The 22,277-nt window shown below is 41.2% G+C and carries 13 protein-coding genes; 6 read left to right on the top strand and 7 right to left on the bottom strand.

The genetic code is table 11. The annotated features are described in order from the left end of the window. Positions 1-88 precede the first annotated feature (88 nt). Together nifJ and Q1W14_RS12505 are read right to left on the bottom strand one after the other, a co-directional pair. The gene (gene nifJ, locus Q1W14_RS12510; protein ID WP_300701856.1) at positions 89-3,643 is read right to left on the bottom strand and encodes a pyruvate:ferredoxin (flavodoxin) oxidoreductase; all 3,555 of its coding nucleotides are present in this window, start codon (positions 3,641-3,643) and stop codon (positions 89-91) included. 38 nt (positions 3,644-3,681) lie between these two features. After that, complete coding sequence (locus tag Q1W14_RS12505) at positions 3,682-4,860, bottom strand: AAA family ATPase (protein ID WP_300701855.1); 1,179 nt, start codon at positions 4,858-4,860, stop codon at positions 3,682-3,684. Between the two features lie 161 nt (positions 4,861-5,021). On the opposite strand from Q1W14_RS12505, the gene Q1W14_RS12500 reads away from it, so the two are divergent. Beyond that, entirely contained in the window at positions 5,022-6,218 is a 1,197-nt protein-coding gene (locus Q1W14_RS12500) for a hypothetical protein (protein ID WP_300701923.1), read from the top strand. 288 nt (positions 6,219-6,506) lie between these two features. Here the strand turns inward: Q1W14_RS12500 and Q1W14_RS12495 are convergent, their stop codons facing one another. Then, on the bottom strand, positions 6,507-7,976 hold the full coding sequence (locus Q1W14_RS12495; RefSeq protein ID WP_300701854.1) for a family 10 glycosylhydrolase: 1,470 nt from the start codon (positions 7,974-7,976) through the stop codon (positions 6,507-6,509). Positions 7,977-8,112: 136 nt separating this feature from the next. On the opposite strand from Q1W14_RS12495, the gene Q1W14_RS12490 reads away from it, so the two are divergent. Genes Q1W14_RS12490 through Q1W14_RS12480 form a run of 3 tightly spaced genes read left to right on the top strand, consistent with a single transcriptional unit; the run spans position 8,113 to position 10,271 of the window. After that, on the top strand, positions 8,113-9,543 hold the full coding sequence (locus Q1W14_RS12490; RefSeq protein ID WP_300701852.1) for a carbon starvation CstA family protein: 1,431 nt from the start codon (positions 8,113-8,115) through the stop codon (positions 9,541-9,543). Continuing rightward, positions 9,543-9,764, top strand: coding sequence for a hypothetical protein (locus Q1W14_RS12485; RefSeq protein ID WP_300701850.1), 222 nt, complete (start codon positions 9,543-9,545; stop codon positions 9,762-9,764). The genes Q1W14_RS12490 and Q1W14_RS12485 overlap by 1 nt, the downstream gene beginning before the upstream one ends. Positions 9,765-9,785: 21 nt before the next feature. After that, positions 9,786-10,271 (top strand): outer membrane beta-barrel protein, encoded by a 486-nt coding sequence (locus tag Q1W14_RS12480; protein ID WP_300701849.1) that lies wholly within the window; start codon positions 9,786-9,788, stop codon positions 10,269-10,271. Between the two features lie 95 nt (positions 10,272-10,366). Here the strand turns inward: Q1W14_RS12480 and uvrA are convergent, their stop codons facing one another. Next, positions 10,367-13,144, bottom strand: a complete 2,778-nt coding sequence (gene uvrA, locus Q1W14_RS12475; RefSeq protein ID WP_300701848.1) for an excinuclease ABC subunit UvrA — start codon at positions 13,142-13,144, stop codon at positions 10,367-10,369. A 243-nt stretch (positions 13,145-13,387) separates the two neighbouring features. Here uvrA and Q1W14_RS12470 point away from each other — a divergent pair, with 243 nt between their 5' ends. Further along, positions 13,388-15,337, top strand: a complete 1,950-nt coding sequence (locus Q1W14_RS12470; protein ID WP_300701847.1) for a HAMP domain-containing sensor histidine kinase — start codon at positions 13,388-13,390, stop codon at positions 15,335-15,337. Positions 15,338-15,376: 39 nt separating this feature from the next. Further along, positions 15,377-16,888, top strand: coding sequence for a family 10 glycosylhydrolase (locus Q1W14_RS12465; protein ID WP_300701846.1), 1,512 nt, complete (start codon positions 15,377-15,379; stop codon positions 16,886-16,888). 79 nt (positions 16,889-16,967) lie between these two features. Here the strand turns inward: Q1W14_RS12465 and Q1W14_RS12460 are convergent, their stop codons facing one another. Genes Q1W14_RS12460 through Q1W14_RS12450 form a run of 3 tightly spaced genes read right to left on the bottom strand, consistent with a single transcriptional unit; the run spans position 16,968 to position 22,171 of the window. Then, a complete protein-coding gene (locus Q1W14_RS12460) occupies positions 16,968-17,516 on the bottom strand; it encodes a chromate transporter (protein WP_300701845.1) in 549 nt (182 codons plus the stop codon). Between the two features lie 52 nt (positions 17,517-17,568). After that, positions 17,569-18,111 (bottom strand): chromate transporter, encoded by a 543-nt coding sequence (locus Q1W14_RS12455; RefSeq protein ID WP_300701844.1) that lies wholly within the window; start codon positions 18,109-18,111, stop codon positions 17,569-17,571. Between the two features lie 22 nt (positions 18,112-18,133). Continuing rightward, a complete protein-coding gene (locus Q1W14_RS12450) occupies positions 18,134-22,171 on the bottom strand; it encodes a response regulator (RefSeq protein WP_300701843.1) in 4,038 nt (1,345 codons plus the stop codon). Between the last annotated feature and the right edge of the window lie 106 nt (positions 22,172-22,277).

The following is a 22,277-nucleotide window of genomic DNA, read 5'->3' as shown; positions in this document are numbered from 1 at the left end:
TTTCGTAAAGATAAAAAGAAAAAGGGGAAAGAACCTTATCAATCCTTTCCCCTTTTGGAGATTTATCGAAATCTTAATCAGATATCAATTATTCAGCAACACCCCAAGCTTGGTTAGCCAGACGCTTGTAGTTGTTGAAACGCCATTTAGCATTGTCTTCAGCTGCTTGGAACAGTTCACCGGCTTCAGCAGGATATTGCTTCATCAATGAAGAATAACGAACCTCATTCTTCAAGAATGGTTGGAAGTCGGCCCAGTTCGGCTCTTTGCTATCCAGCGTGAACGGATTCTTGCCTTCAGCTTCCAAAGCCGGGTTGTAGCGCCACAAGTGCCAGTAGCCACATGCAACAGCCTTTTCTTCTTCTTCCTGGCTCTTACCCATACCAGCCTTCAAACCGTGGTTGATACACGGAGCGTAAGCGATAATGAGTGATGGTCCGGGATATGCTTCTGCTTCGCGGATAGCCTTCAAAGTCTGAGCTTGGTCAGCACCCATAGCGATTTGAGCAACATATACATAACCGTAAGTAGTAGCCATCAGACCGAGGTCTTTCTTACGTACACGTTTACCTGATGCAGCAAATTTAGCGATTGCACCTACCGGAGTAGCCTTAGAAGACTGACCACCTGTGTTAGAGTAAACCTCTGTATCAAGTACCATGATGTTAACGTCTTTGCCGGAAGCGATTACATGGTCGAGACCGCCGTAACCGATGTCGTAAGAAGCACCGTCACCACCAATGATCCACTGGCTGCGTTTTACCAAGTATTGAGTCAATCCCTTCAGTTCCTTGCTGATCGGACAACCGGCAGCAACGCCTTGTTCGATGATAGCCTCGATTTGAGGAGCAAGTTCTTTAGTCTTGTCTGCATCGTACATGTTTTCAATCCATGCTTTCAGCACTTCTTTAGCTTCAGCAGGAGCGTTGTCCTTAGACAGGATTTCGTTGAACAGTTTCACGATACGGGCACGCATCTTTTCGTTTGCAAGCTCCATACCCAAACCGAATTCGCAGAAGTCTTCGAACAAAGAGTTAGCCCAAGCAGGACCGTGACCCTTTTCATTCTTAGTATAAGGAGTAGAAGGAACTGAACCGGAGTAGATAGAAGAACATCCGGTAGCGTTAGCAACCATTTCACGGTCACCGAACAACTGAGTAATCAGCTTCACATACGGAGTTTCACCACAACCTGAACAAGCGCCGGAGAATTCGAACAACGGAGTAGCGAACTGTGAGTTCTTCACGTTAGCCTTGATGTCAACCAAGTGTTGTTTGCTCTTCACGTTTTCAGCACAGTAAGTCCAGTTTTCAGCTTGTGCCAATTGGCTTTCAAGATGCTTCATAGACAGAGCTTTGCCACCCTTCTTCGGGTTACCCGGACAAATGTCGGCACAGTTACCGCAACCCAGACAGTCGAGTACGTCTACCTGAATACGGAAAGTCATACCATCAAATGCTTTACCTACAGCCTTCAACATCGGGAAGTTAGCACCCTTCTGTTCTTCTGCATCGAGAACGAATGGACGGATTGAAGCGTGAGGACAAACGTATGCACATTTGTTACACTGAATACAGTTTTCAGGTTCCCATTCAGGAACGAAAGCAGCAACACCACGTTTCTCGTATTGAGAAGTACCTTGTATCCAAGTACCGTCTTCGATACCCTTGAAAGCAGATACCGGCAACAAGTCACCGTCTTGTGCATTGATAGGACGAACTACTTCGTTGATAAATGCAGGATCGTTGTTGGTTGCCTTAGCATCATCTGCCAAGTTAGCCCAAGCCGGATCGATAGTCAGTTGTTTGTATTCACCACCACGGTCAACGGCAGCGTAGTTCTTGTTAACTACATCTTCACCCTTCTTACCGTAAGACTTAACGATGAACTTCTTCATCTGCTCAACAGCTTGTTCTACAGGAATTACACCTGTGATACGGAAGAATGCAGACTGAAGGATCGTATTGGTACGGTTACCCAAACCAATTTCCTGTGCAATCTGAGTTGCGTTGATATAATAAACAGAGATATTATTTTGAGCGAAGTATTTCTTCACTTTGTTAGGCAAGTTCTTAGCCAAGTCTTCACCTTCCCAGATAGTGTTCAGCAAGAAAGAGCCGTTCTTACGCAAACCACGAGTTACATCGTACATGTGCAGATAAGCCTGAACGTGACAAGCAACGAAGTTCGGAGTATTTACCAAGTAAGTAGAACGGATAGGAGTATCACCGAAACGCAAGTGCGAACATGTGAAACCACCTGACTTCTTAGAGTCGTATGAGAAGTAAGCCTGACAGTGTTTATTGGTGTTGTCACCGATAATCTTAACAGAGTTCTTGTTAGCACCTACTGTACCGTCAGCACCCAAACCGTAGAATTTAGCTTCGAATACGCTGGCACCACCCAATGCGATTTCTTCTTCTTGAGGAAGAGAGGTGAAAGTAACGTCGTCTACAATACCTACAGTAAAGTGGTTCTTCGGCATCGGTAAAGCCAAGTTCTTGAATACAGCGATGATCTGAGCAGGAGTAGTGTCCTTAGAACCCAAACCATAACGACCGCCAACGATAACCGGAGCATTTTCTGCACCATAATAGCAGTCTTTTACGTCGAGATACAACGGCTCACCGTTAGCACCCGGTTCCTTGGTACGGTCAAGTACTGCAATAGTCTTAGCAGTCTTAGGCACAGCAGCCAGGAAGTGTTTTGCAGAGAATGGACGATACAAGTGAACAGCAACCAAACCTACCTTTTCGCCATTGGCAACGAGGTGGTCGATAGCTTCACGGGCAGCTTCTGTTACAGAACCCATAGCGATGATAACGCGTTCTGCATCTTCTGCACCATAGTAATCGAACAGTCCATATTTACGACCGGTGATCTTAGAAATTTCATTCATGTAATCTTCTACAATTTCAGGAACTGTAGTGTAGAAGCTATTGCATGATTCGCGGTGTTGGAAGAAGTGATCAGGGTTTTCAGCCATACCACGAGCAACCGGATTCATTGGGTTCAATGCACGAGCACGGAATTCGGCCAATGCTTCTTGGTCAAGCAGCGGAGCAAGGTCATCGTTTTCCAACATCTCGATCTTTTGAATTTCGTGAGAAGTACGGAAACCGTCGAAGAAGTTAACGAACGGTACACGAGATTTGATAGTTGCCAAGTGAGCAACACCAGACAAGTCCATCACTTCCTGTACAGAACCTTCGGCCAACATAGCGAAACCAGTCATACGAGTTGACATAACATCCTGGTGGTCACCGAAGATACACAGAGCGTGGCTAGCCAATGTACGTGCTGATACGTGGAACACACAAGGCAGGAATTCACCGGCTATCTTGTACATATTCGGGATCATCAGCAACAGACCCTGAGAAGCTGTGTACGTTGAAGTCAGCGCACCTGCTTGCAAAGATCCGTGTACAGCACCGGCAGCTCCAGCTTCCGATTGCATTTCCTGTACCAATACTGTTTCGCCGAAGATGTTCTTGCGGCCTGCGGCAGCCCATTCGTCTACGTATTCAGCCATCGTAGAAGAGGGAGTGATGGGGTAGATAGCAGCTACTTCAGAGAACATATACGAGATATGCGCAGCAGCTTGGTTACCATCACAAGTAATGAATTTCTTCTGTTTAGTCATAACTAAATTGAATTTATTAAGTAAAAAATATCTCTCAATTAATATAGGAAACCAAACATCCACAAAGGAATCTGATTACCTCGTCCGATTTCGGCCTTATGCATTGCATAGGTTACTCCCGGGTTGTTTTTTATTTTTGTTCCTTCCATACAAATCCGGAACGGCATTATTTCGTCTACCATGAACGAGATGTTCTTATCGCCTTTGGTCACTTTATGGTCTTTCCATAAGGTGTTTGCAAAGAATGTTTCGAGTACATCTTGTTCTTCCACCTTTACGGGATAGATAGAAAACATCAGGTTAGAGTTATGCATCATAATCTTCGATGGTTTCTTGGGGAACTCTTCTCCCTTGGGATATACCATGTTGATGAGGCGTGCGTCTGCCAGATATTTGATGTAGTTCATCACGGTAGCACGTGAGGTCTGTATGTCATTTGCCAGTTGGCTTACGTTTGGAGCTTTCGGCCCGTCTACGGCCAGCAAATATAGTAATTTCTTAATTTTCGAAAGGTATTTCAGCTCAATTTGTTTAATGAGCAGGATATCTACTTCTACCATCATATTCATGGTTTTAAGCAGATTCTCTGAAAAGTTACGCTTTTCAAGGAAGAAAGGATAGAATCCGTGGTGCATATAATCTTGAAAGAAATCCAGCGGACGCACTTTGGAAAGTATGCCTTTGGCAATGAGTTCGTGATTGCTCAATATCTCTTCGAGCGTATAAGCACGAAACTTCATGCCTGTTTGTAAGTTCAGATATTCACGGAATGAGAAACCACGTAGATTATAGCTCTTGACGATGTCACGCAATTCCAGGTTTTCTTCTTTCAAACGCATCACGGATGAACCGGTGAATACGATTTTCAAGTTTGGAAAGCGATCGTAACACATGCGCAATTCTTTGCTCCAGTCGGGATATTTAAAAACTTGGTCTATCAATAATACTTTTCCACCCCGACGCTGAAATTCAGTAGCAAACTCTATAATGCTATGTCCGGAGAAGTAGAAGTTATTCATATTGATAAAAAGACAGGAACGGTCTGTACCAAATTTTTCTTTGGCATATTGCAAGAGAAATGTAGTTTTACCTACGCCACGGGTACCTTTGATACCGATAAGGCGGTCGTTCCAGTTTATCTCATCCATGAGATCGCGGCGGACAGGGGCGTTAGTATGCTCTACGAGAAAGGCGTGTGTACGGTAGAATGACTCCATGCTTTATATTCGGTTTATCGGGCGACAAATATACAACTTTATTATGTATTTGCAAAGTAGAGATGGCAAATTATCTTTTTCTTAGTGAAGTTTTATATATTTGGCTGCTATGCTTTTTCTCTGTAATTTTGTAGTACGAAAAAATAATGAACTATAATATAATGAACCTTTACGTTTTCAATCCGGACTCGGATATGGCACTTGCCCATAATGACGAAAATTATATGGCTCCTGCTTCTATCCGGCAAATGGAGCAAGATTTGGCTTTATTGCCAATGTGGTATGCACAGCCCGGAAGTGCAGTCTTGGCACCCTCAGCCTATAATGCAGCTTATTTGAAAACGATGCAGCAACTTTTCTCTTTGCCGGTACAACTAATTACAAAACCTGAATTACCGGAATATGCCGAAGCACAAATAATGCCTTGGGGATGGAATCCGGCTTTTCGCAAATGTATGTTGAAAGGTGGCATTGCGGAGCATAAACTTCCTACACCTGAAGAATTGAAAAAACTCCGTAACTTGTCTTCCCGTGAGTTAGCGATGGTGGTGCTTGAAGGATTCAATGGCATTGAGAATTGTTGCGGTACTTCTTACTATCTGAATGATATTTCCGATTGTAAGGAATTCGTAGAGAAATATGAACGTACAGTACTGAAAGCGCCTTGGTCAGGTAGCGGTAAAGGACTGAATTGGTGCAACGGGAAATTTACTGATTCCATTACAGGTTGGTGTCGTCATGTCTTGAATGAACAGCAAGGTATTATCGGGCAACCTGTATGTAATAAGGTCGAAGATTTTGCTCTTGAATTTTATTCCGACGGGCATGGTAAGATACTTTTTACCGGTTATTCTCTCTTCTCGACTAATGGAACAGGAGCCTACCTTGGCAATCTGTTGGTATCTCCAGAACAGGTGGAGAGCTGGATAACTGCTTATTTTCCATTGGATACTTTGGTGCGGGTACGTGAAAGGGTACAGAAGTTGTTATCCACGGTGTTTGGAGAAGCTTATACAGGATATCTGGGTGTAGATATGATGGTTTGTCGTGATGAAGAAGGAAGCTATCTCATTCATCCTTGTGTAGAGATCAATCTGCGTATGAATATGGGGGTAGTGGCACATCTGTTTCGTGAAAATTATGTAGCGCCGGGCACAACCGGTAACTTTAAAATTGATTATTATCCTACGAACGAAGCTTTGCAGGACGTACATAAAAAAGCGATGGCAAGGTATCCTATTGTGATTGAGAACGGACGTCTGGTTTCCGGTTATCTTCCGTTAGTACCGGTTACGCCGAAAAGCCGGTATTGTGCTTATGTATTATGTTATGTAAGTACGACGGGAAATGTAAAATGAGTTTTCTGATTTACTTGTTCTATCCTTTAAGGTATCTATACCGTGTGGAAAACACATCTATACCTAAGGTATTAAAGTCTTATACCGAGAGATGAAAAGATCCGGATGTATTACACAAAAAGATCCCCATCTTTTACCCTAAAAGACCCGGAACTTTTTTATAAATAGACCCGGATCTTTTCATCTCTCGATATACGACTCTGAGGCGTTAAGTACTAATGAGAGATATACTACGTCCATGCATGTCAGAGACTGCAAAGGTATTCAAGAAATGAATAAGACTATAAATCAATTTTTTGCGTGAAGTATTTGGCTACTTTTACTTTCGTTTCCGCAGCGATCTATAGCCGTAACGGCAAAATATTTCTTAGTTGTCCACGGGCGTATCGGAGCATATAGGAACTCTGTACCCTGTACACGTTGTGCCAGAATGTTTTCAGGGTTGGAGGTATCTACCGGAAAAGTATCCGAACCGTAGATGACATAAGTCGGTGCGTTTCGCTTATCATTATCGGTAGCAGGTTGCCAGCGCAGTAAAGTGTAGCCATCTCCTTGATGCTCAATACTAAGATTGGTAGGAGCAGTGGGAGGGACATTATCAATCCACGGCATAGCGGGTTGCAAGGCTTGAGCGGTATAATAATTTTCTTCCAAAATATCATAAAGATTCTGGGTATTATCCATCAAATACTTGACGCGATAATGCGCTTCGCCATCCAGCTTTTGCGCACGGATAAAATTAATCTGGCGCTCTATTTCATCTATGGTCCAGTTTCCTTCATCAGGATGGAGGAAATAAATGCCGAGTCCGGGGATAATCTGTCGTCCGTTACTTTGCTCTTTCCAGTCGAGAGCGAAAGGATAAAAACCGTTGCCACGGAAATACATCATAGGATAAACCTGGTCTTGAATGCCTTCTCCCAACCATCCTTCTACATCTTGGTTAACCGTATGGAAAGCATTCCATCCGCGTGAAGAGTATCGGGAAGTATCACGATATTTTCCTACAGGGCAAGTACTTACTTTTACCCACGGTTTCAGGGCTTTTACACCTTTATATATATAGCGTACAATTTCTGTGATATTATCCCGTCTCCATTGGGCGAGGCTGCGTCCGTTGCTGTACTTCTTATAATCGTAACTATCAGGAAAGCGGGGTGCATTCTCCGGATAACGCAGGTAATCGAAGTGTACTCCGTCTACATCGTAACGCTCTACTACCTCACGTACCAGGCTCATCAAGTATTCTTTGGTTTGCGGATGACCGGGATTGAGGAAATATTCACGTTTATAGGGTACGCAAATATCCGATTTCCTTTTGGTTACCGATTCATTGCCTAAAGCGGCGACATGCTTGCGGTTTCCTAAAGGGATAGTCACCATCCAAGCATGGCATTCCATTCCCCGTTTATGGCATTCTTGAACGGCAAATTCAAGTGGATCATAACCGGGATTACCTCCGGTTTTGCCCGTCAATATGGAGTTATAAGGTTCGATGGAAGACTTGTAGAGCACGTCTCCACGAGTCCGGGTCTGAAATAGTATCGTATTGAAATTGGCAGCTTTAAGCTTGTCCAGTATCTCGATAAGCTCGTCCTGTTGCTTGCGTATGCCTTCGGGAGAAGTGGCACGAGTGCGGGGCCAATCCAGTCCATAAACGGCGGTGATCCATGCTGCGCGTACCTCATATTTGGGAGGTTGTGCGGCAAGAGGTAGGATGAATGCAATATATAATAAGATAAAGATTATTCGTTTCATATAAAATTTTCCGTTTTCAACTTTTAGCGAAGCTGAACTTAACTAAATTGGGGCGAAGATAAGCAAAACACCTGATAAATTTGTGGAGTTTAGATAGAAACTATTACATTTGCATACTTAAAAAGATTAACACGTCATGATTACATTTACACTTTGTTTGTTGACATTGATTGTGGGTTATTTTGTTTATGGACGTTTTATTGAGCGCATATTCGGTCCGGATGACCGAAAGACTCCCGCTTTGACAAAAACTGATGGGGTTGACTATATTCCTTTGCCTACGTGGAAAATTTTTATGATTCAATTCCTCAATATTGCTGGCTTGGGACCAATCTTTGGGGCTATTATGGGAGCCAAATTCGGTACTGCCTCTTATCTATGGATTGTATTTGGAAGTATTTTTGCCGGTGCGGTACATGATTATTTTGCCGGTATGCTTTCTTTGCGTTATGGTGGTGAAAGCCTCCCGGAAATCATCGGGCGTTATCTGGGATTGACCACCAAACAAGTAATGCGTGGCTTTACAGTAATCCTGATGATATTGGTAGGAGCTGTGTTTGTAGCTGGCCCCGCAGGGCTATTGGCAAAACTGACGCCTGAACATCTGGATACTACTTTCTGGATTATTGTTGTTTTTGCTTATTATATATTGGCTACTTTACTACCTGTTGATAAGATTATAGGTAAGATATATCCACTTTTTGCTGTAGCTTTACTATTTATGGCTGTGGGAATTTTGGTAATGCTTTATGTACACCATCCTGTTTTGCCCGAAATTTGGGAGGGTATACAGAATACACACCCTAATGCTGCTTTACTGCCTATCTTCCCAATTATGTTTGTCAGTATTGCCTGCGGAGCAATTAGTGGTTTTCATGCTACACAAAGTCCGCTTATGGCACGTTGTATGACAAGCGAGCGTCATGGCCGTCCGGTATTTTATGGGGCGATGATCACCGAAGGTATTGTTGCTTTGATATGGGCTGCTGCCGCTACATACTTCTTTCATGAAAACGGAATGGGCGAGACGAATGCCGCCGTTGTAGTAGATGCTATCACTAAAAATTGGCTGGGAACTGTAGGAGGTGTACTGGCTATTCTTGGGGTGATTGCGGCCCCAATCACCAGTGGCGATACGGCTTTCCGTTCAGCTCGTCTTATAGTAGCAGATTTCTTGGGATTGGAACAAAAGTCTATGTGCCGTCGTTTATATATATGTATTCCTATGTTTGTTGTAGCGATTGCACTTTTGCTTTACAGCATGCGTGATAAGGATGGTTTCGATATGATCTGGCGTTACTTTGCATGGACCAACCAGACATTGGCTGTTTTTACTTTATGGGCAATTACTGTTTATTTGGTGCGTGAGAAAAAGGGACATATTTTTTATGTTACTTATCTTCCCGCACTATTTATGACGGCAGTATGTACTACGTATATCTGCGTGGCACCTGAAGGATTTGGGGTTAAGCCGCAGGCATCCGGAATTATTGGTATTCTGGCTGTGGTAATAGCAGCCATCTGGTTTAATATCTGGTATTTTAAGACGACTAAAAAACTTTGGTAATGAAAAAATTTAAAAAATCTACCGGCTTAACTTTGGCCTTACTTATTTATGTTACTGCAACTGCGGCATATTTCTTGCCCCGTAATACAGAAATCAGTAATACAGAAAAGTATGTTACCGTTGCTGTTTCCTATATTATTGTTTTAGTGTTGTGGCTGGTTCTTCGTAAGAAGGAAGAGCTACAGAGGAAACGGCGTGAAGAAGATAATAAACTACATTAATTTACTCAAAAACCAAACAAGATGAAAAAACTTGCATTATTCGTTTGCTTGATCGTTGTCACAGTAGCAGCTCAGGCACAGTTTGAAAAAGGAAAATGGATTGTAAATCCGTCAATCACAGGTTTAGAACTATCACATGACACAGGAACTGACAAGACGAGTTTTGGCCTTGAGGCTAAAGGTGGTGCATTCTTGCTGGACAACGTTGCACTGTTGGTAAATGCCGGTGCTTCTTGGAATGCCGGTGGTTCTGATATTGATGTCTATACTCTCGGTGTCGGTGGACGTTATTATTTCAACAAGATAGGTGTATATCTTGGTGCTGATGTGAATTTAGATCGTTGGGACTGGAGTGGCAGTGATGATACGAAGGTATCATTTGGCTTGGAGGCAGGTTATGCTTTTTTCATTACCCGTACAGTAACTATTGAACCTGCTGCTTACTGGAATGTAAATGACGACCGTTCCAAGTTTGGCCTAAAGGTCGGATTCGGCTTGTATTTCTAATAAATTTAGCTACTATATCGTCCCCTAAGATGATTTTATTCATCATAGGGGACGTTTTATTTTGTCTTATGAGACGAATTATTATGTCATGATAATTAGTTTACTTGCAGTTTATCTTTCAGAAATTGCCCGGTATAACTGGCAGCGCAATCAGCCACTTCTTCCGGTGTACCCGATATTACAAGATTTCCACCTTTGTCTCCACCTTCAGGTCCCAAATCAATCACATAATCCGCACACTTTACCACATCAAGATTGTGTTCTATGATAACGATGGTGTGACCGCGACGTATCAAGGCGTCGAATGCTTCGAGCAATTTTTTGATGTCGTGGAAGTGCAGACCTGTAGTAGGCTCATCGAAGATGAATAGAGTAGGATCTGCTTTTTCCTGGCTGAGGTAGTATGCTAGTTTTACACGTTGGTTTTCACCGCCCGAAAGGGTAGAGGAAGATTGTCCTAGTTTGATGTAACCTAAACCGACATCTTGTAGTGGCTGCAATTTCTTGACAATTTTCTTCAGTCCATGTTTGGTGAAGAATTCCACGGCTTGATTTACTGTCATTTCCAGTACGTCAAAAATATTGGTATCATGGAACTTTACTTCCAGTGTATCGGCTTTAAAGCGCTTGCCGTGGCAAGATTCACATTCTAATACCAAGTCAGCCATGAATTGCATCTCTACAGTAATGGTTCCTTCACCTTTACATTCTTCACATCGTCCGCCTTCACTGTTGAAACTGAAGTAACCGGGACTATAACCCATTTGTTTGGCAAGTGCTTGGTCTGCCCATAGCTTGCGGATTTCATCGTAAGCTTTTATATAGGTAACGGGGTTACTACGTGACGATTTACCAATCGGGTTTTGGTCGACAAATTCTACATTGCGCAGATTCTGCAGGTCTCCGCTAATAGATACAAACTCACCCGGGCGCTCGCTGCATTCATCCAGTTCGCGTTTCAGAGCCCGGAAAAAGATGTCGCGCACCAATGTACTCTTACCCGAACCACTGACACCGGTTACTACGGTCATCACATTCAGTGGGAAACGTACATTTACACCTTTCAGATTATTCTCGCGAGCACCTTTTATTTCTATATAATTGTTCCATGGACGGCGATGTTCCGGTATCGGGATGATTTCTTCACCTAACAGATAGCGTACAGTGTAGCTGTTACTGTCTTTTTGCAGGTCGTTCATATCGCCCTCATAGACCACTTCTCCACCAAGGCGTCCTGCTTTGGGACCTATATCGATGATATAGTCTGCTGCACGGATTATCTCCTCATCATGTTCTACAACTACCACTGTATTTCCCAATTGTTGTAACTGTCGGAGTACGTGAATCAGTTTATCTGTATCGCGACTATGCAACCCGATACTTGGCTCATCGAGTATATAAAGACTTCCCACCAAGCTACTACCCAATGAAGTAGCAAGATTGATACGCTGGCTTTCACCACCGGAGAGCGAATTACTTAAGCGGTTCAAGGTGAGGTAGCCTAAACCTACATCTAGCAGGAATTGGATGCGACTGTTTATTTCTAATAAAATGCGACGTGCTACATCGGCATCATGCTGTTCCAGTTTCAGATTGTCGAAGAATAGTTTTAACTCAGTGATCGGCAAATCAACCAATTGAGAGATATTATGACCGCCTACACGTACATAGCCGGCTTCCGGTTTCAAACGGGTTCCATGACACTTCGGACAGAGCGTTTTGCCACGATAGCGGGCAAGCATGACGCGATATTGTATCTTGTATTGGTTCTCTTGTACCATTTTGAAGAAAGCATTGATTCCTTCAAAATAGGGAGTTCCCTCCCACAGCATGCGGCGTTGCTCGTCAGTCAGTTCATAGTAGGGAGTAAAAATCGGGAGACCGGCTTTTTCTGCACCATGTATTACCATATCACGCCATTCACCCATCTTGTCACCCCGCCAACAAACTACGGCTCCATCGTATACTGATAAGGAACGGTTAGGTATTACCAAATGCTCGTCAATACCAATAACACGACCAAAACCTTCGCATTCAGGACAAGCACCGATAGGGGAGTTGAAAGAGAACATCTGGTCATTGGGCTCTTCGAAAGTAATGCCGTCTGCTTCGAATTTAGTGCTGAAACGATAAAGACAAGTACTGCCATCCGACTGATAGAAGCGCAGGAGACAGGAACCATCGCCTTCATACATCGCAGTCTCTGCCGAATCGGTTAGGCGGCTAATGGAATCTTTTTCCGAAGAAGCCACCATACGGTCGATTAGTAAAAAAACAGTATCACCAGCTTTAGGCTTATATTCATCAATACGCACCATCTCACCATTCACTTCCAGACGATTGAAGCCCTGCTTCATATCTATCTCCAGCTGTTGCTGCATGGTACGATCTTCACGCAATAGGACCGGAGCGAGTACAGTATACCTTGTACCTTCGGGATATTCCAACATACACTTTACGATGTCTTCCGCCGAGTGCTTCTTAACTTCTTGTCCACTGACAGGACTGAAAGTTTTTCCAACGCGGGCATAAAGTAACCGTAGGTATTCGTATATTTCAGTTGAAGTTCCTACTGTAGAGCGTGGATTACGACTGCTGACTTTTTGTTCGATAGCAATAGCTGGTGGAATTCCTTTGATAAAGTCGCACTCCGGTTTACTCATACGACCTAAAAACTGGCGGGCGTAACTGCTGAGGCTTTCCACATATCTGCGTTGCCCTTCAGCATATAAAGTGTCGAACGCAAGTGAAGATTTACCGGAACCGGACAAGCCAGTGATGACTACTAACTTATTACGGGGAATCTCTACGTCGATATTCTTCAAGTTGTTGACGCGAGCTCCTTTTATGATAATTGATGTATTTTCTGCCATATCAGGGTCACTTAAGTGATTTAGGATGCAAAGATAATGCAAACCGAGAGCAGAATAAAATGAACTCGTTCATTTTTTATGCCGAGGTGCAGCTTATCTTCGCTTTTGAGGCAAAGATAACCACAACCGCGAAAAAATCCATAACATTGGCAAGGTTAAGATTTGTTATACTTTCAATTGACTGCTAAATTACTTTAAATAAAAGCATTAAATTCGCCTCAACTCTTATTTAATTATCCGGACATGATAAAGCATAATGCGAAATTGTTTTTTGCAATACTGATCCTGGGAATTTATCCTTTAGTATTGCAAGCTACTGATATTCATGGAGAAATGAAAATTCTGGCAGATAGCGCAATAAATATGTTGGGGCAAAAACAATTGCCTGCTGTGAATGCTCGATGGATGAAGCTGGCAAAGCAACAAAATGATACGACGCAGATTGTTTATGCCTATAACAACCTGACTTCGCATTACTATCAATTAGGGGATATCGATAGCCTACAGAAGTACACTTATGAATATATGGATTGGTGTGAGAAATACAACTACTCCCAAGAACGTTATACATCTTGGCGTCAGTATATTCAGCGTATGACGGAGAAAGGTATGCAGGAAGAGGCCATGGCTGAAACTGCTAAACTGCATGATGATGCTAAAAATGCAAAAGATAAATACGGATTGGCTTGCGGCGAAATGTGTATCGGTTATAACCATCGTGTTTTTGGAAACAATGTGCAGCTTTGTATTGAATCCTATAATAATGCTTTGAAACTCTTCGAGGAAGGTGATTATTATCGTGATGCCAATGTGGTTCTACTCAATATTATTCAGACTCATCTTTCTCGCAGTGAATATGTTGATGCCGAAAATTATCTTAATAAATTGACTCAACTGGAAGATAAGATGAATCGGAAAAAGATAGCAATAGATCCTTCTCTTCATTTGCGTTTCTGTGAGTTTCGTGTAATCAGCTTGCTTGCAAATAAAGGTAAAGAAGCAGCGGAACCTTTTATCAAGGAAACCGATAAATACTATCGGCAAAATCCCGGAAGTTCTACTCTGGAAGCATGGTATGGTTATAAAATTATGTGCTGCCGTATATTGGGAGATTTAAAGGAGAATATCGCCTATGTAGATTCTCTTATGAACTATCAGAAATCTTTAGGACTTTGTTATCCCTACAATTATTATATGAAAGCCCAATTGCAAGAGCAATTAGGTGATTATCATGCAGCGTGCCGGAACTATTCATTGTATGCTACTGTAAACGATTCTGTTCGAACTGCTGAGTTGGATGATAAATTAAGCAAATATACTGCCCAGTTTGAGGTGGATCGTTTGAAGATGGAAAAGCTTGAATTAAGTGCCAAACTGAGCCGTGAAAGATTAGTGGTAGCGTTAGTGGCAGGCGGTTTAATCTTTTTGCTATTGTTGATTATCACCTATCTATATGTTCGCACACTTTCAATGAATCGTAAATTGAAAGTCGCACGTTTGGCAGTACATAAAATGAGCCATGTGAAAAGTTCTTTTATTCAGCATATCACACATGAAATCCGTACTCCGCTGAATTCAATCGTGGGTTTCTCCACGTTATTGTCTGAAGGAGGGCTTGATGAGCCCGAAAGAATAGATTATGCTGCTCAGGTAGAGAGTAACAATATTTATCTGTTAGGATTGATGGAGAATATACTTATCATTGCAGATATGGATTCTTTGGCTGTAGATAAACCTAGGGAAGTAGTAAATATTGATGCATGCATCCGGGAGTGTGCCGGTGAATTGCGTTCTGTCCTTAAACCTGAGGTTAAATTAGAGTGCATGCCAATGGTGGATACTTCAACCATTTTTACGGTACATTCATGGTTGAAGATCGTATTGATGTCTTTACTGGATAATGCTGTGAAGTTTACCGAGAAAGGTTATATCCGTATATCATGTAGCGAAGATAAATCACATCGGATATTGCGTATCATGATAGAAGATACGGGAATTGGACTTAGACCGGAAGAGGCTGAACATATTTTTGAACGTTTCTTCAAAGTAGACCTTTTCACAAAAGGTTCCGGTTTAGGACTTGCTATCGCTCATGAAATAACAGAAATGGTGGGAGGACGTGTTTATTGGGATTCCACTTATCAGGATGGATGCCGTTTCGTGATAGAATGGCCTATGTCGGATAAACCTTGAAGATGAATAATTTGTATATTGTAAAACTATAACTAGAAAATGAGAGTAAAATCCCTTTTATGTGCATTCCTCCTGTCATTAGTGGCTGGAGGAATGTTTGCGCAAATGCAGAAGGCGTCTGCATATCCTAAACGTGAATTTCGTGCTGCTTGGATTCAGTCGGTAAACGGACAGTTTCGTGGTGTACCTACTGAGCAATTAAAGAAGACGTTGATTGGTCAGTTGAATTCTTTGCAAGGTGCAGGTATCAATGCTATAATATTTCAGGTGCGTCCCGAAGCGGATGCTTTGTATGCTTCTCAATTTGAACCATGGAGCCGTTTTCTTACAGGAGTACAAGGCAAAGTACCGGAACCTTATTGGGACCCTATGCAGTTTATGATTGAAGAATGTCATAAACGTGGAATGGAGTTTCATGCATGGATTAATCCCTATCGTGTAAAGACTACCTCAAAGAGTGAGTTAGCTCCTACTCATATATACAATATCCATCCCGAATGGTTTGTTACTTATGGCGACCAATTGTTTTTTGACCCTGCATTACCTGAAAGCCGACGTCATATTTGTATGGTTGTGAGCGATATCGTATCTCGTTATGATGTGGATGCCATTCACATGGACGACTACTTCTATCCTTATCCTGCCAAAGGAAAAGATTTCCCGGATGATGCCAGCTTTGCTCGTTATGGCGGGGGATTTACCAATAAAGCAGATTGGCGTCGTAGTAATGTAAACGTTTTGATTAAGAAGATACACGAGACTGTACGTGAGATTAAACCATGGGTGAAGTTTGGGGTTTCTCCATTCGGCATTTATCGTAATGAGAGCAGTGACCCGCTGGGTAGTAAAACTAAAGGTTTGCAGAATTATGATGATTTATATGCAGACGTTTTGCTGTGGGCGCGTGAAGGCTGGATCGATTATAATATTCCTCAAATTTATTGGCAAATAGGACATCCGGTTGCCGATTACGAAACATTGGTGAAGTGGTGGGCTAAGAATTCAGAAAACCGTCCCTTGTTTATTGGTCAATCAGTAATGAATACGGTGCAGAATGTCGATCCGATTAATCCTAAAATGAATCAACTTCCTCGTAAGATGGCTTTGCAACGTGCATATCAAACAATAGGCGGTAGTTGCCAGTGGCCTGCAAGTGCAGTTGTTGAAAATGCTGGTAAATATAGGGATGCTCTGATAGCCGAATATCATAAATATCCTGCTATTCCCCCTGTCTTCGACTTTATGGATAATAAAGCACCAGAAAAAGTACGTAAAGTAAAACCGGTTTGGACGGCAGATGGCTATATTCTATTCTGGACGGCCCCAAAGTATAAAGAAGAAATGGATCGTGCGGTGCAATACGTTATTTACCGTTTCGATGCCAATGAAAAGGTGAATTTGGATGATCCTTCTCATATCGTAGCTATTACTCGTGATAGTTTTTATAAGTTGCCATATGACAATGGAAAAACGAAATATCGATATGTAGTAACGGCGCTCGACCGCTTGCATAATGAATCGAAGTCAGTGGGAAAAAAGATCAAATTATAGGCCTACACCCTTTCTGTACTAAGGCTACACCCTTTGCCCCAAATGGCTACACCTTTTGGGGTAAAGGGTGTAGCCATTTTTAATATAGTATAAGTCCTGCTATGCCACATGCTATAATCATCAGTATAGGGTTGGCTTTATATTTTCTGGTGCCGACAAAAGCTACAATAAAAATGAGGCAACTAATAATGAACGAATACATATCATTCTGTGGAGTGCTAAAGTTCTCTGAATTCATAAGTACTAAAGCTGCAGAAGCCAACAGACCCACTACTGCGGGACGAAGTCCACTAAATATAGCTTCTACAATCGGGTGCTTCTGATATTTTAGAAAGAACTTACTGATAGTTAGCATTAGAATAAAAGATGGAAGCACTACAGCAAAGGTAGCAACTATGGAACCCCATACGCTGCCGGATGCGGTAAATCCTACGTAGGTAGCAGAGTTTATACCTATCGGTCCGGGAGTCATTTGGCTGATAGCCACAATATCTGTAAACTCTTGTGCAGTGAGCCAACCATAACGAGTTACCACTTCACCTTGTATCATTGAAAGCATAGCATATCCACCGCCGAAGCCAAATAGGCCGATCTTAAAGAAAGTATAGAAGAGTTGTAAGAAGATCATGATTTTAGTAATTAGTAATTAATGATTAGTGATTAATGCGCAACCTTAATTTTTAGTTTTTCGGGCAGCGTAGGCGTCCGTAAAAATATCCTCCTACACCTGCTGCAATGATAATCCAAATAGGAGAGAAGCCCAGTAACCAAATGAGTAGGGCGGAAACAATCGGAATCCAGATGGTATAACGATTGATTTTGGCTGATTTAGCCATGCTAAAAGTAGGTGCGGCAATCAATGCAACTACAGCAGGACGAATTCCTTTGAAAATACGCTCTACAATCGTATTATCTTTGAAATTATGGAAGAACAATGCGATTGTGAGGATGATGAGGAATGAAGGCAATATGGTGCCCAAAGCTGTAATAATACTCCCTCGTAATCCGCGCAACCGATAGCCTATAAAGATTGATATATTCACAGCAAGAATACCCGGAGCTGACTGTGAGATGGCAAGCAGATCAATAAAATCTTCCTTGGCTATCCAATTTCGTTTAGTTACAATTTCGTTTTCAATAAGCGGTACCATGGCATAGCCGCCTCCTATAGTAAAAGCTCCAATTTTGAAGAATATGGTGAATGCTTCTAAATAAATATTCATTTTCATCACTTTATCGCTACTATCACTCTATCGTTTTATCACTTTTGCTTCCGTTTTCTTTTGCATATTGGCTGGGACTTACCTCAAAATGCTTCTTAAAGACTTCACGGAAGTATTTGGCATCACTGAAACCAGTCATTTCTGCAACTTCGGTGACAGAATACTTTTGCTCTTTCAATAGTTGGGCAGCACGTTTAAGGCGAATTACCCTGATATAATCTGCTGGTGATTCGTCCGTTAAGGCCTTTATCTTGTTATAGAAACTTGTACGGCTCATGTTCAACAAGTTACAAAGTACATCTACATTGAAACTTGGATTGTCTAAGTTGTCTTCTACATGTTTCTTGACAGTTGCTATGAACTTCCAGTCTAAGTCAGAAGAGCAATTGATACATTCTATGTCATGTTCATCGTCATTTAGATCCAGATCAGCGTATTTCCGACGTAGCAAGGCGCGGTTAGTCAAGAGGTTAGTAATAGTAGCACGTAATATTCCGATATTGAACGGCTTCACTATATATTCATCTGCTCCTACCTGCAAACCTTCAATCACATTCTTGTCATTATTCAATGCTGTGAGCAGGATAATAGGGATGTGGGAGGTGTCAATATCATTTTTCAGTACTTTACATAACTCATCACCTCGCATTTCGGGCATCATAATATCCGAAATGATTAGGTCGGGTTGGAACTCTTTGACAATAATAAGTGCCATTTTGCCATTCGAACATATCTGAATGATATATTGGTCAGATAATGTATTACGCAGATATTCTCTTAATTCATCATTATCCTCTACAATAAGCAACTTTGAGCGTTTATCGTTGGCCTGTGTCTGTGACAAGGTATCATCATAACCATTTGTAGCGGATGGTGTGGGTAATGGAACGTTAACAGGTACTCCCGAAGATGTGTAAACCACTCTTTCTGCATTTGGTTTAGGACGTCGGATAGCTTTTCGATAATGTCTTTCTCCTTTAGGGAAAGTTACTTTTACTGTAGAACCTTTTCCTTCTGTACTGTTGAAATTGAGCTTGCCTTTGTGTAAATGAACAAGTTTATAAACCAGAAGCAATCCAATACCACTACCTGTTACTTTAGAGTTAATAGCATTACTACCTCTAAAGTGAATCTTGAATAATTTCTTCTGCTCTGAAGCCGGAACACCGATACCGGTATCTTTTACTTCAATACTCCATGAGTCTTCCGTATCCGCGGCATATATGCTTACACTTCCTCCGTCAGGAGTATATTTTAATGCATTGGAAATTATATTCTTCAAGATTGAATCCATCTTATCTTTATCCAACCAGATATTAAGATAGCGGAAATTACTTTCGAAAGTAAAGTTGATATGCTTGACATCTGCGTACGGACGGAACGCATTCACGGTCTCTTCCATATAAGTGCTTAGTTCATATTCGGAAACATATAGAGTTCCTGAATAAGTATCTGCACGTTCAAAATTGATTAAGTTAGTAGTAAGGCGCAATAAAGCATTCACATTACGCAAGGCAGTATTCATGTTATTACGTCCACTATCGGTCAGATCTTCGTGATCAATAAGTTCTTCTAATGGTGCTTTGATAAGGGTAAGCGGAGTACGTATATCATGTGCCGTATTGACAAAGAAACGTATTTTTTCATCAGAAACTTTTCGTTGCTTTCGTAATATAATGACACGAAGTGCAATACTTGCAATAGACACGATGACAATGGCATACAACAGAAGTGCCCATATACTGAACCAAATGGGCTGTTCAATAATGATATCCATTGTACGTTCTTCCAAGACAACGCGGCGGTCTTCATTAGAAATTGCACGAACACGCAATTTATATTTACCGGGACTTAAGTTTGTAAAGCGGATAACATTCTCTTGTCCGGGCCGACTCCAACCATCATAAAAGCCTTCTAGCTTCCAAGAATACAAAATAAGTGACGGGTAATCGTAATTAATAGATGATACCTGCAATGAAAAGATATTCTGATTATATTTCAATTGTAAGATCTTAGTCTTATCAATATCCAGTTCCAGTGGTGAATCTTCATCTTTCGGATAAACAGTTTGATAAAATAACCGTAGATCACTGAACACCATTTTGAAATCATAATCGCGAGGCAGTGTCATGTTTTTGCTGAATTCAACAGCACCGTCCGTGCTACCAAATACGAAATCACCGTTTTTCCTTAAAATACCAGAAGTGGCGTTGAAGTGGTCAGTTTTCAACCCTTGTTCTTTTGTCCAGTTATGGAATGTCTTTTCTATCGGATTAAAACAAGTTATCCCATTTTCCGTACTAAGAAATAGATCTCTCTTTTTATCGTATATAATAGTGTAAATGTTATTTGAGATTAAAGCGCAGTTATCTCTATGGAAATGTTCGAATGTATTCTTTGTAGGATTATATATGAGCAAACCAGCATTATTGGTGCCAATATACAATAAATTGTCGGGAGTTTGAGCTAAAGAATATATGTAGAAAGACTCGACGGGCATCTTGACCTCCTGAAATTTGCCGGTCTTTTTTTCTAATAAGTATAATCCTGTAGCGGTACCAATCCACATGTGTTCAGGATCTTTTTCTATGATTGAAGTAATGCCATTAAGTCCAGGAATATATCGTACTTTCTTGTTTGAGAAATCGATTTCTTTTAAATTGTAGTATCCACCGGACCAAATCATTCCATCGGATGTTTTCATTATTGCCCGTATATATTTGTCAGGACGGCCATGTGGTCCTCCAAATGGGATGGGTTTGAAAATATCGAATGACAAATTCTTCTTATTTATCTGATAAATACCAGAACTGTAACCACCTGCCCAAATGATGCCGGGAGACACTTCACAAAGTGATACAAATGTATTATTTTTAATAGGATTGTCAACGTTAAACACACTGAAGAAGTTGTGCCAATTGTTCGTTTTACTCATATATAAACTAATACCATTGTTGGTAGCAAACCATAAATCACCCTCTTCATCTTCAACAATAGCATTAACTTGGTCGTTGATGAGCGATTGTGGATTACCTACGGAATGTTTGATCCAATTATAATCGGAATAACGATTATTGCGTACCGTAATTCCGATCGGATAATTTGCCATCCAGATGCGTTGATCATCATCGATATATAAGTCATTGATTGTGTTACCGTTCATTGCGTTATAACGATTATAATCGGCAATGATATATGGAGCGCATTCGTAAGTCTTAGTGTTCATCTTATAAACTCCTGCACCATCAGTGGCAATGAGTATTTCATCAGGATTAAAAGAACGTATACAATTGATGCTGACATCCATAAGACCAGCATCTAAATGCATGATATCATGCTCATTCAGATCATATACATACATTCCCCGTTGAAATGTTCCTATAAACACTTTGTTAGAGAGCTCGTGGTAAAAAACTTCATTGATTTGTATCTTTAATGTGTCTAATTTGGGACATGGGCTCAACATTAAGGTATTGCTATTCAATGTTGCATAATGAATACCGACATCGGTACCAATGAAATAGTGTGTGGCATCTATTTGAGCTATATCTGTGATGCTTTCGCCTATTTCATTTTTAATGAGTATTACTTTTTGAGTATTTGTATTGTATAAATACAATGCATCTTCATTGCAAAGCCATACAACATTGTTGGTGTCAATGAAACCATAAGAAACAGGTATAGGGCGTCCTTTAACTTCACTTTCTGGTAATTTATATACCAATTGGAAGCGGTCATGTTTGCTGTCATAGCAAAACACACGTCCTTTTTTACCAATTTCCCATAGAGTTCCTTTGACGTCAATATAAAGCCAATTCAAGTTCATCATTGAATTTACTTCCTCATCGCCATCCATTAACTTATATTGTTTGAACTCTTTTCCGTTATAACGGTCGATACCATCATGGGTAAGAAACCACATGTAACCTATGTGATCTTTTTGTATGGCATATACCCGTCTATTGCTTAACCCATCTTCTACTCCGATGTATTTATATGTCTGTGCTACACTTATAAGTGGAAGTAGTAGCAGTATGTAGAAAAAGAATAACTTTCTCATGATTGTCGAATTGGTTTAGAGTGTTGATGTGAATAGGGGGAATTGTAAAATTAACACAAAAGTAGTGATTTTGTTTGATAAAAGCAAGAAAGAGTACGAAGATGTA

Origin of the sequence: Bacteroides sp., from assembly GCF_030151085.1 — a bacterium.
Classification (GTDB): domain Bacteria; phylum Bacteroidota; class Bacteroidia; order Bacteroidales; family Bacteroidaceae; genus Bacteroides.
Note: the sequence above shows the minus strand (reverse complement) of the source record. Positions and strands in the feature narration are given on the sequence as shown.

What these genes read in the sequence shown, in the direction of transcription:
- Q1W14_RS12480 (WP_300701849.1), top strand. Translation starts at nt 9,786, where the DNA reads ATGAAAAAACTTGCATTATTCGTTTGCTTGATCGTTGTCACAGTAGCA.
- Q1W14_RS12465 (WP_300701846.1), top strand. Translation starts at nt 15,377, where the DNA reads ATGAGAGTAAAATCCCTTTTATGTGCATTCCTCCTGTCATTAGTGGCT.
- Q1W14_RS12500 (WP_300701923.1), top strand. Translation starts at nt 5,022, where the DNA reads ATGAACCTTTACGTTTTCAATCCGGACTCGGATATGGCACTTGCCCAT.
- Q1W14_RS12455 (WP_300701844.1), bottom strand. Translation starts at nt 18,111, where the DNA reads ATGAATATTTATTTAGAAGCATTCACCATATTCTTCAAAATTGGAGCT.
- Q1W14_RS12450 (WP_300701843.1), bottom strand. Translation starts at nt 22,171, where the DNA reads ATGAGAAAGTTATTCTTTTTCTACATACTGCTACTACTTCCACTTATA.
- Q1W14_RS12495 (WP_300701854.1), bottom strand. Translation starts at nt 7,976, where the DNA reads ATGAAACGAATAATCTTTATCTTATTATATATTGCATTCATCCTACCT.
- Q1W14_RS12460 (WP_300701845.1), bottom strand. Translation starts at nt 17,516, where the DNA reads ATGATCTTCTTACAACTCTTCTATACTTTCTTTAAGATCGGCCTATTT.
- Q1W14_RS12505 (WP_300701855.1), bottom strand. Translation starts at nt 4,860, where the DNA reads ATGGAGTCATTCTACCGTACACACGCCTTTCTCGTAGAGCATACTAAC.
- Q1W14_RS12485 (WP_300701850.1), top strand. Translation starts at nt 9,543, where the DNA reads ATGAAAAAATTTAAAAAATCTACCGGCTTAACTTTGGCCTTACTTATT.
- uvrA (WP_300701848.1), bottom strand. Translation starts at nt 13,144, where the DNA reads ATGGCAGAAAATACATCAATTATCATAAAAGGAGCTCGCGTCAACAAC.
- Q1W14_RS12470 (WP_300701847.1), top strand. Translation starts at nt 13,388, where the DNA reads ATGATAAAGCATAATGCGAAATTGTTTTTTGCAATACTGATCCTGGGA.
- Q1W14_RS12490 (WP_300701852.1), top strand. Translation starts at nt 8,113, where the DNA reads ATGATTACATTTACACTTTGTTTGTTGACATTGATTGTGGGTTATTTT.
- nifJ (WP_300701856.1), bottom strand. Translation starts at nt 3,643, where the DNA reads ATGACTAAACAGAAGAAATTCATTACTTGTGATGGTAACCAAGCTGCT.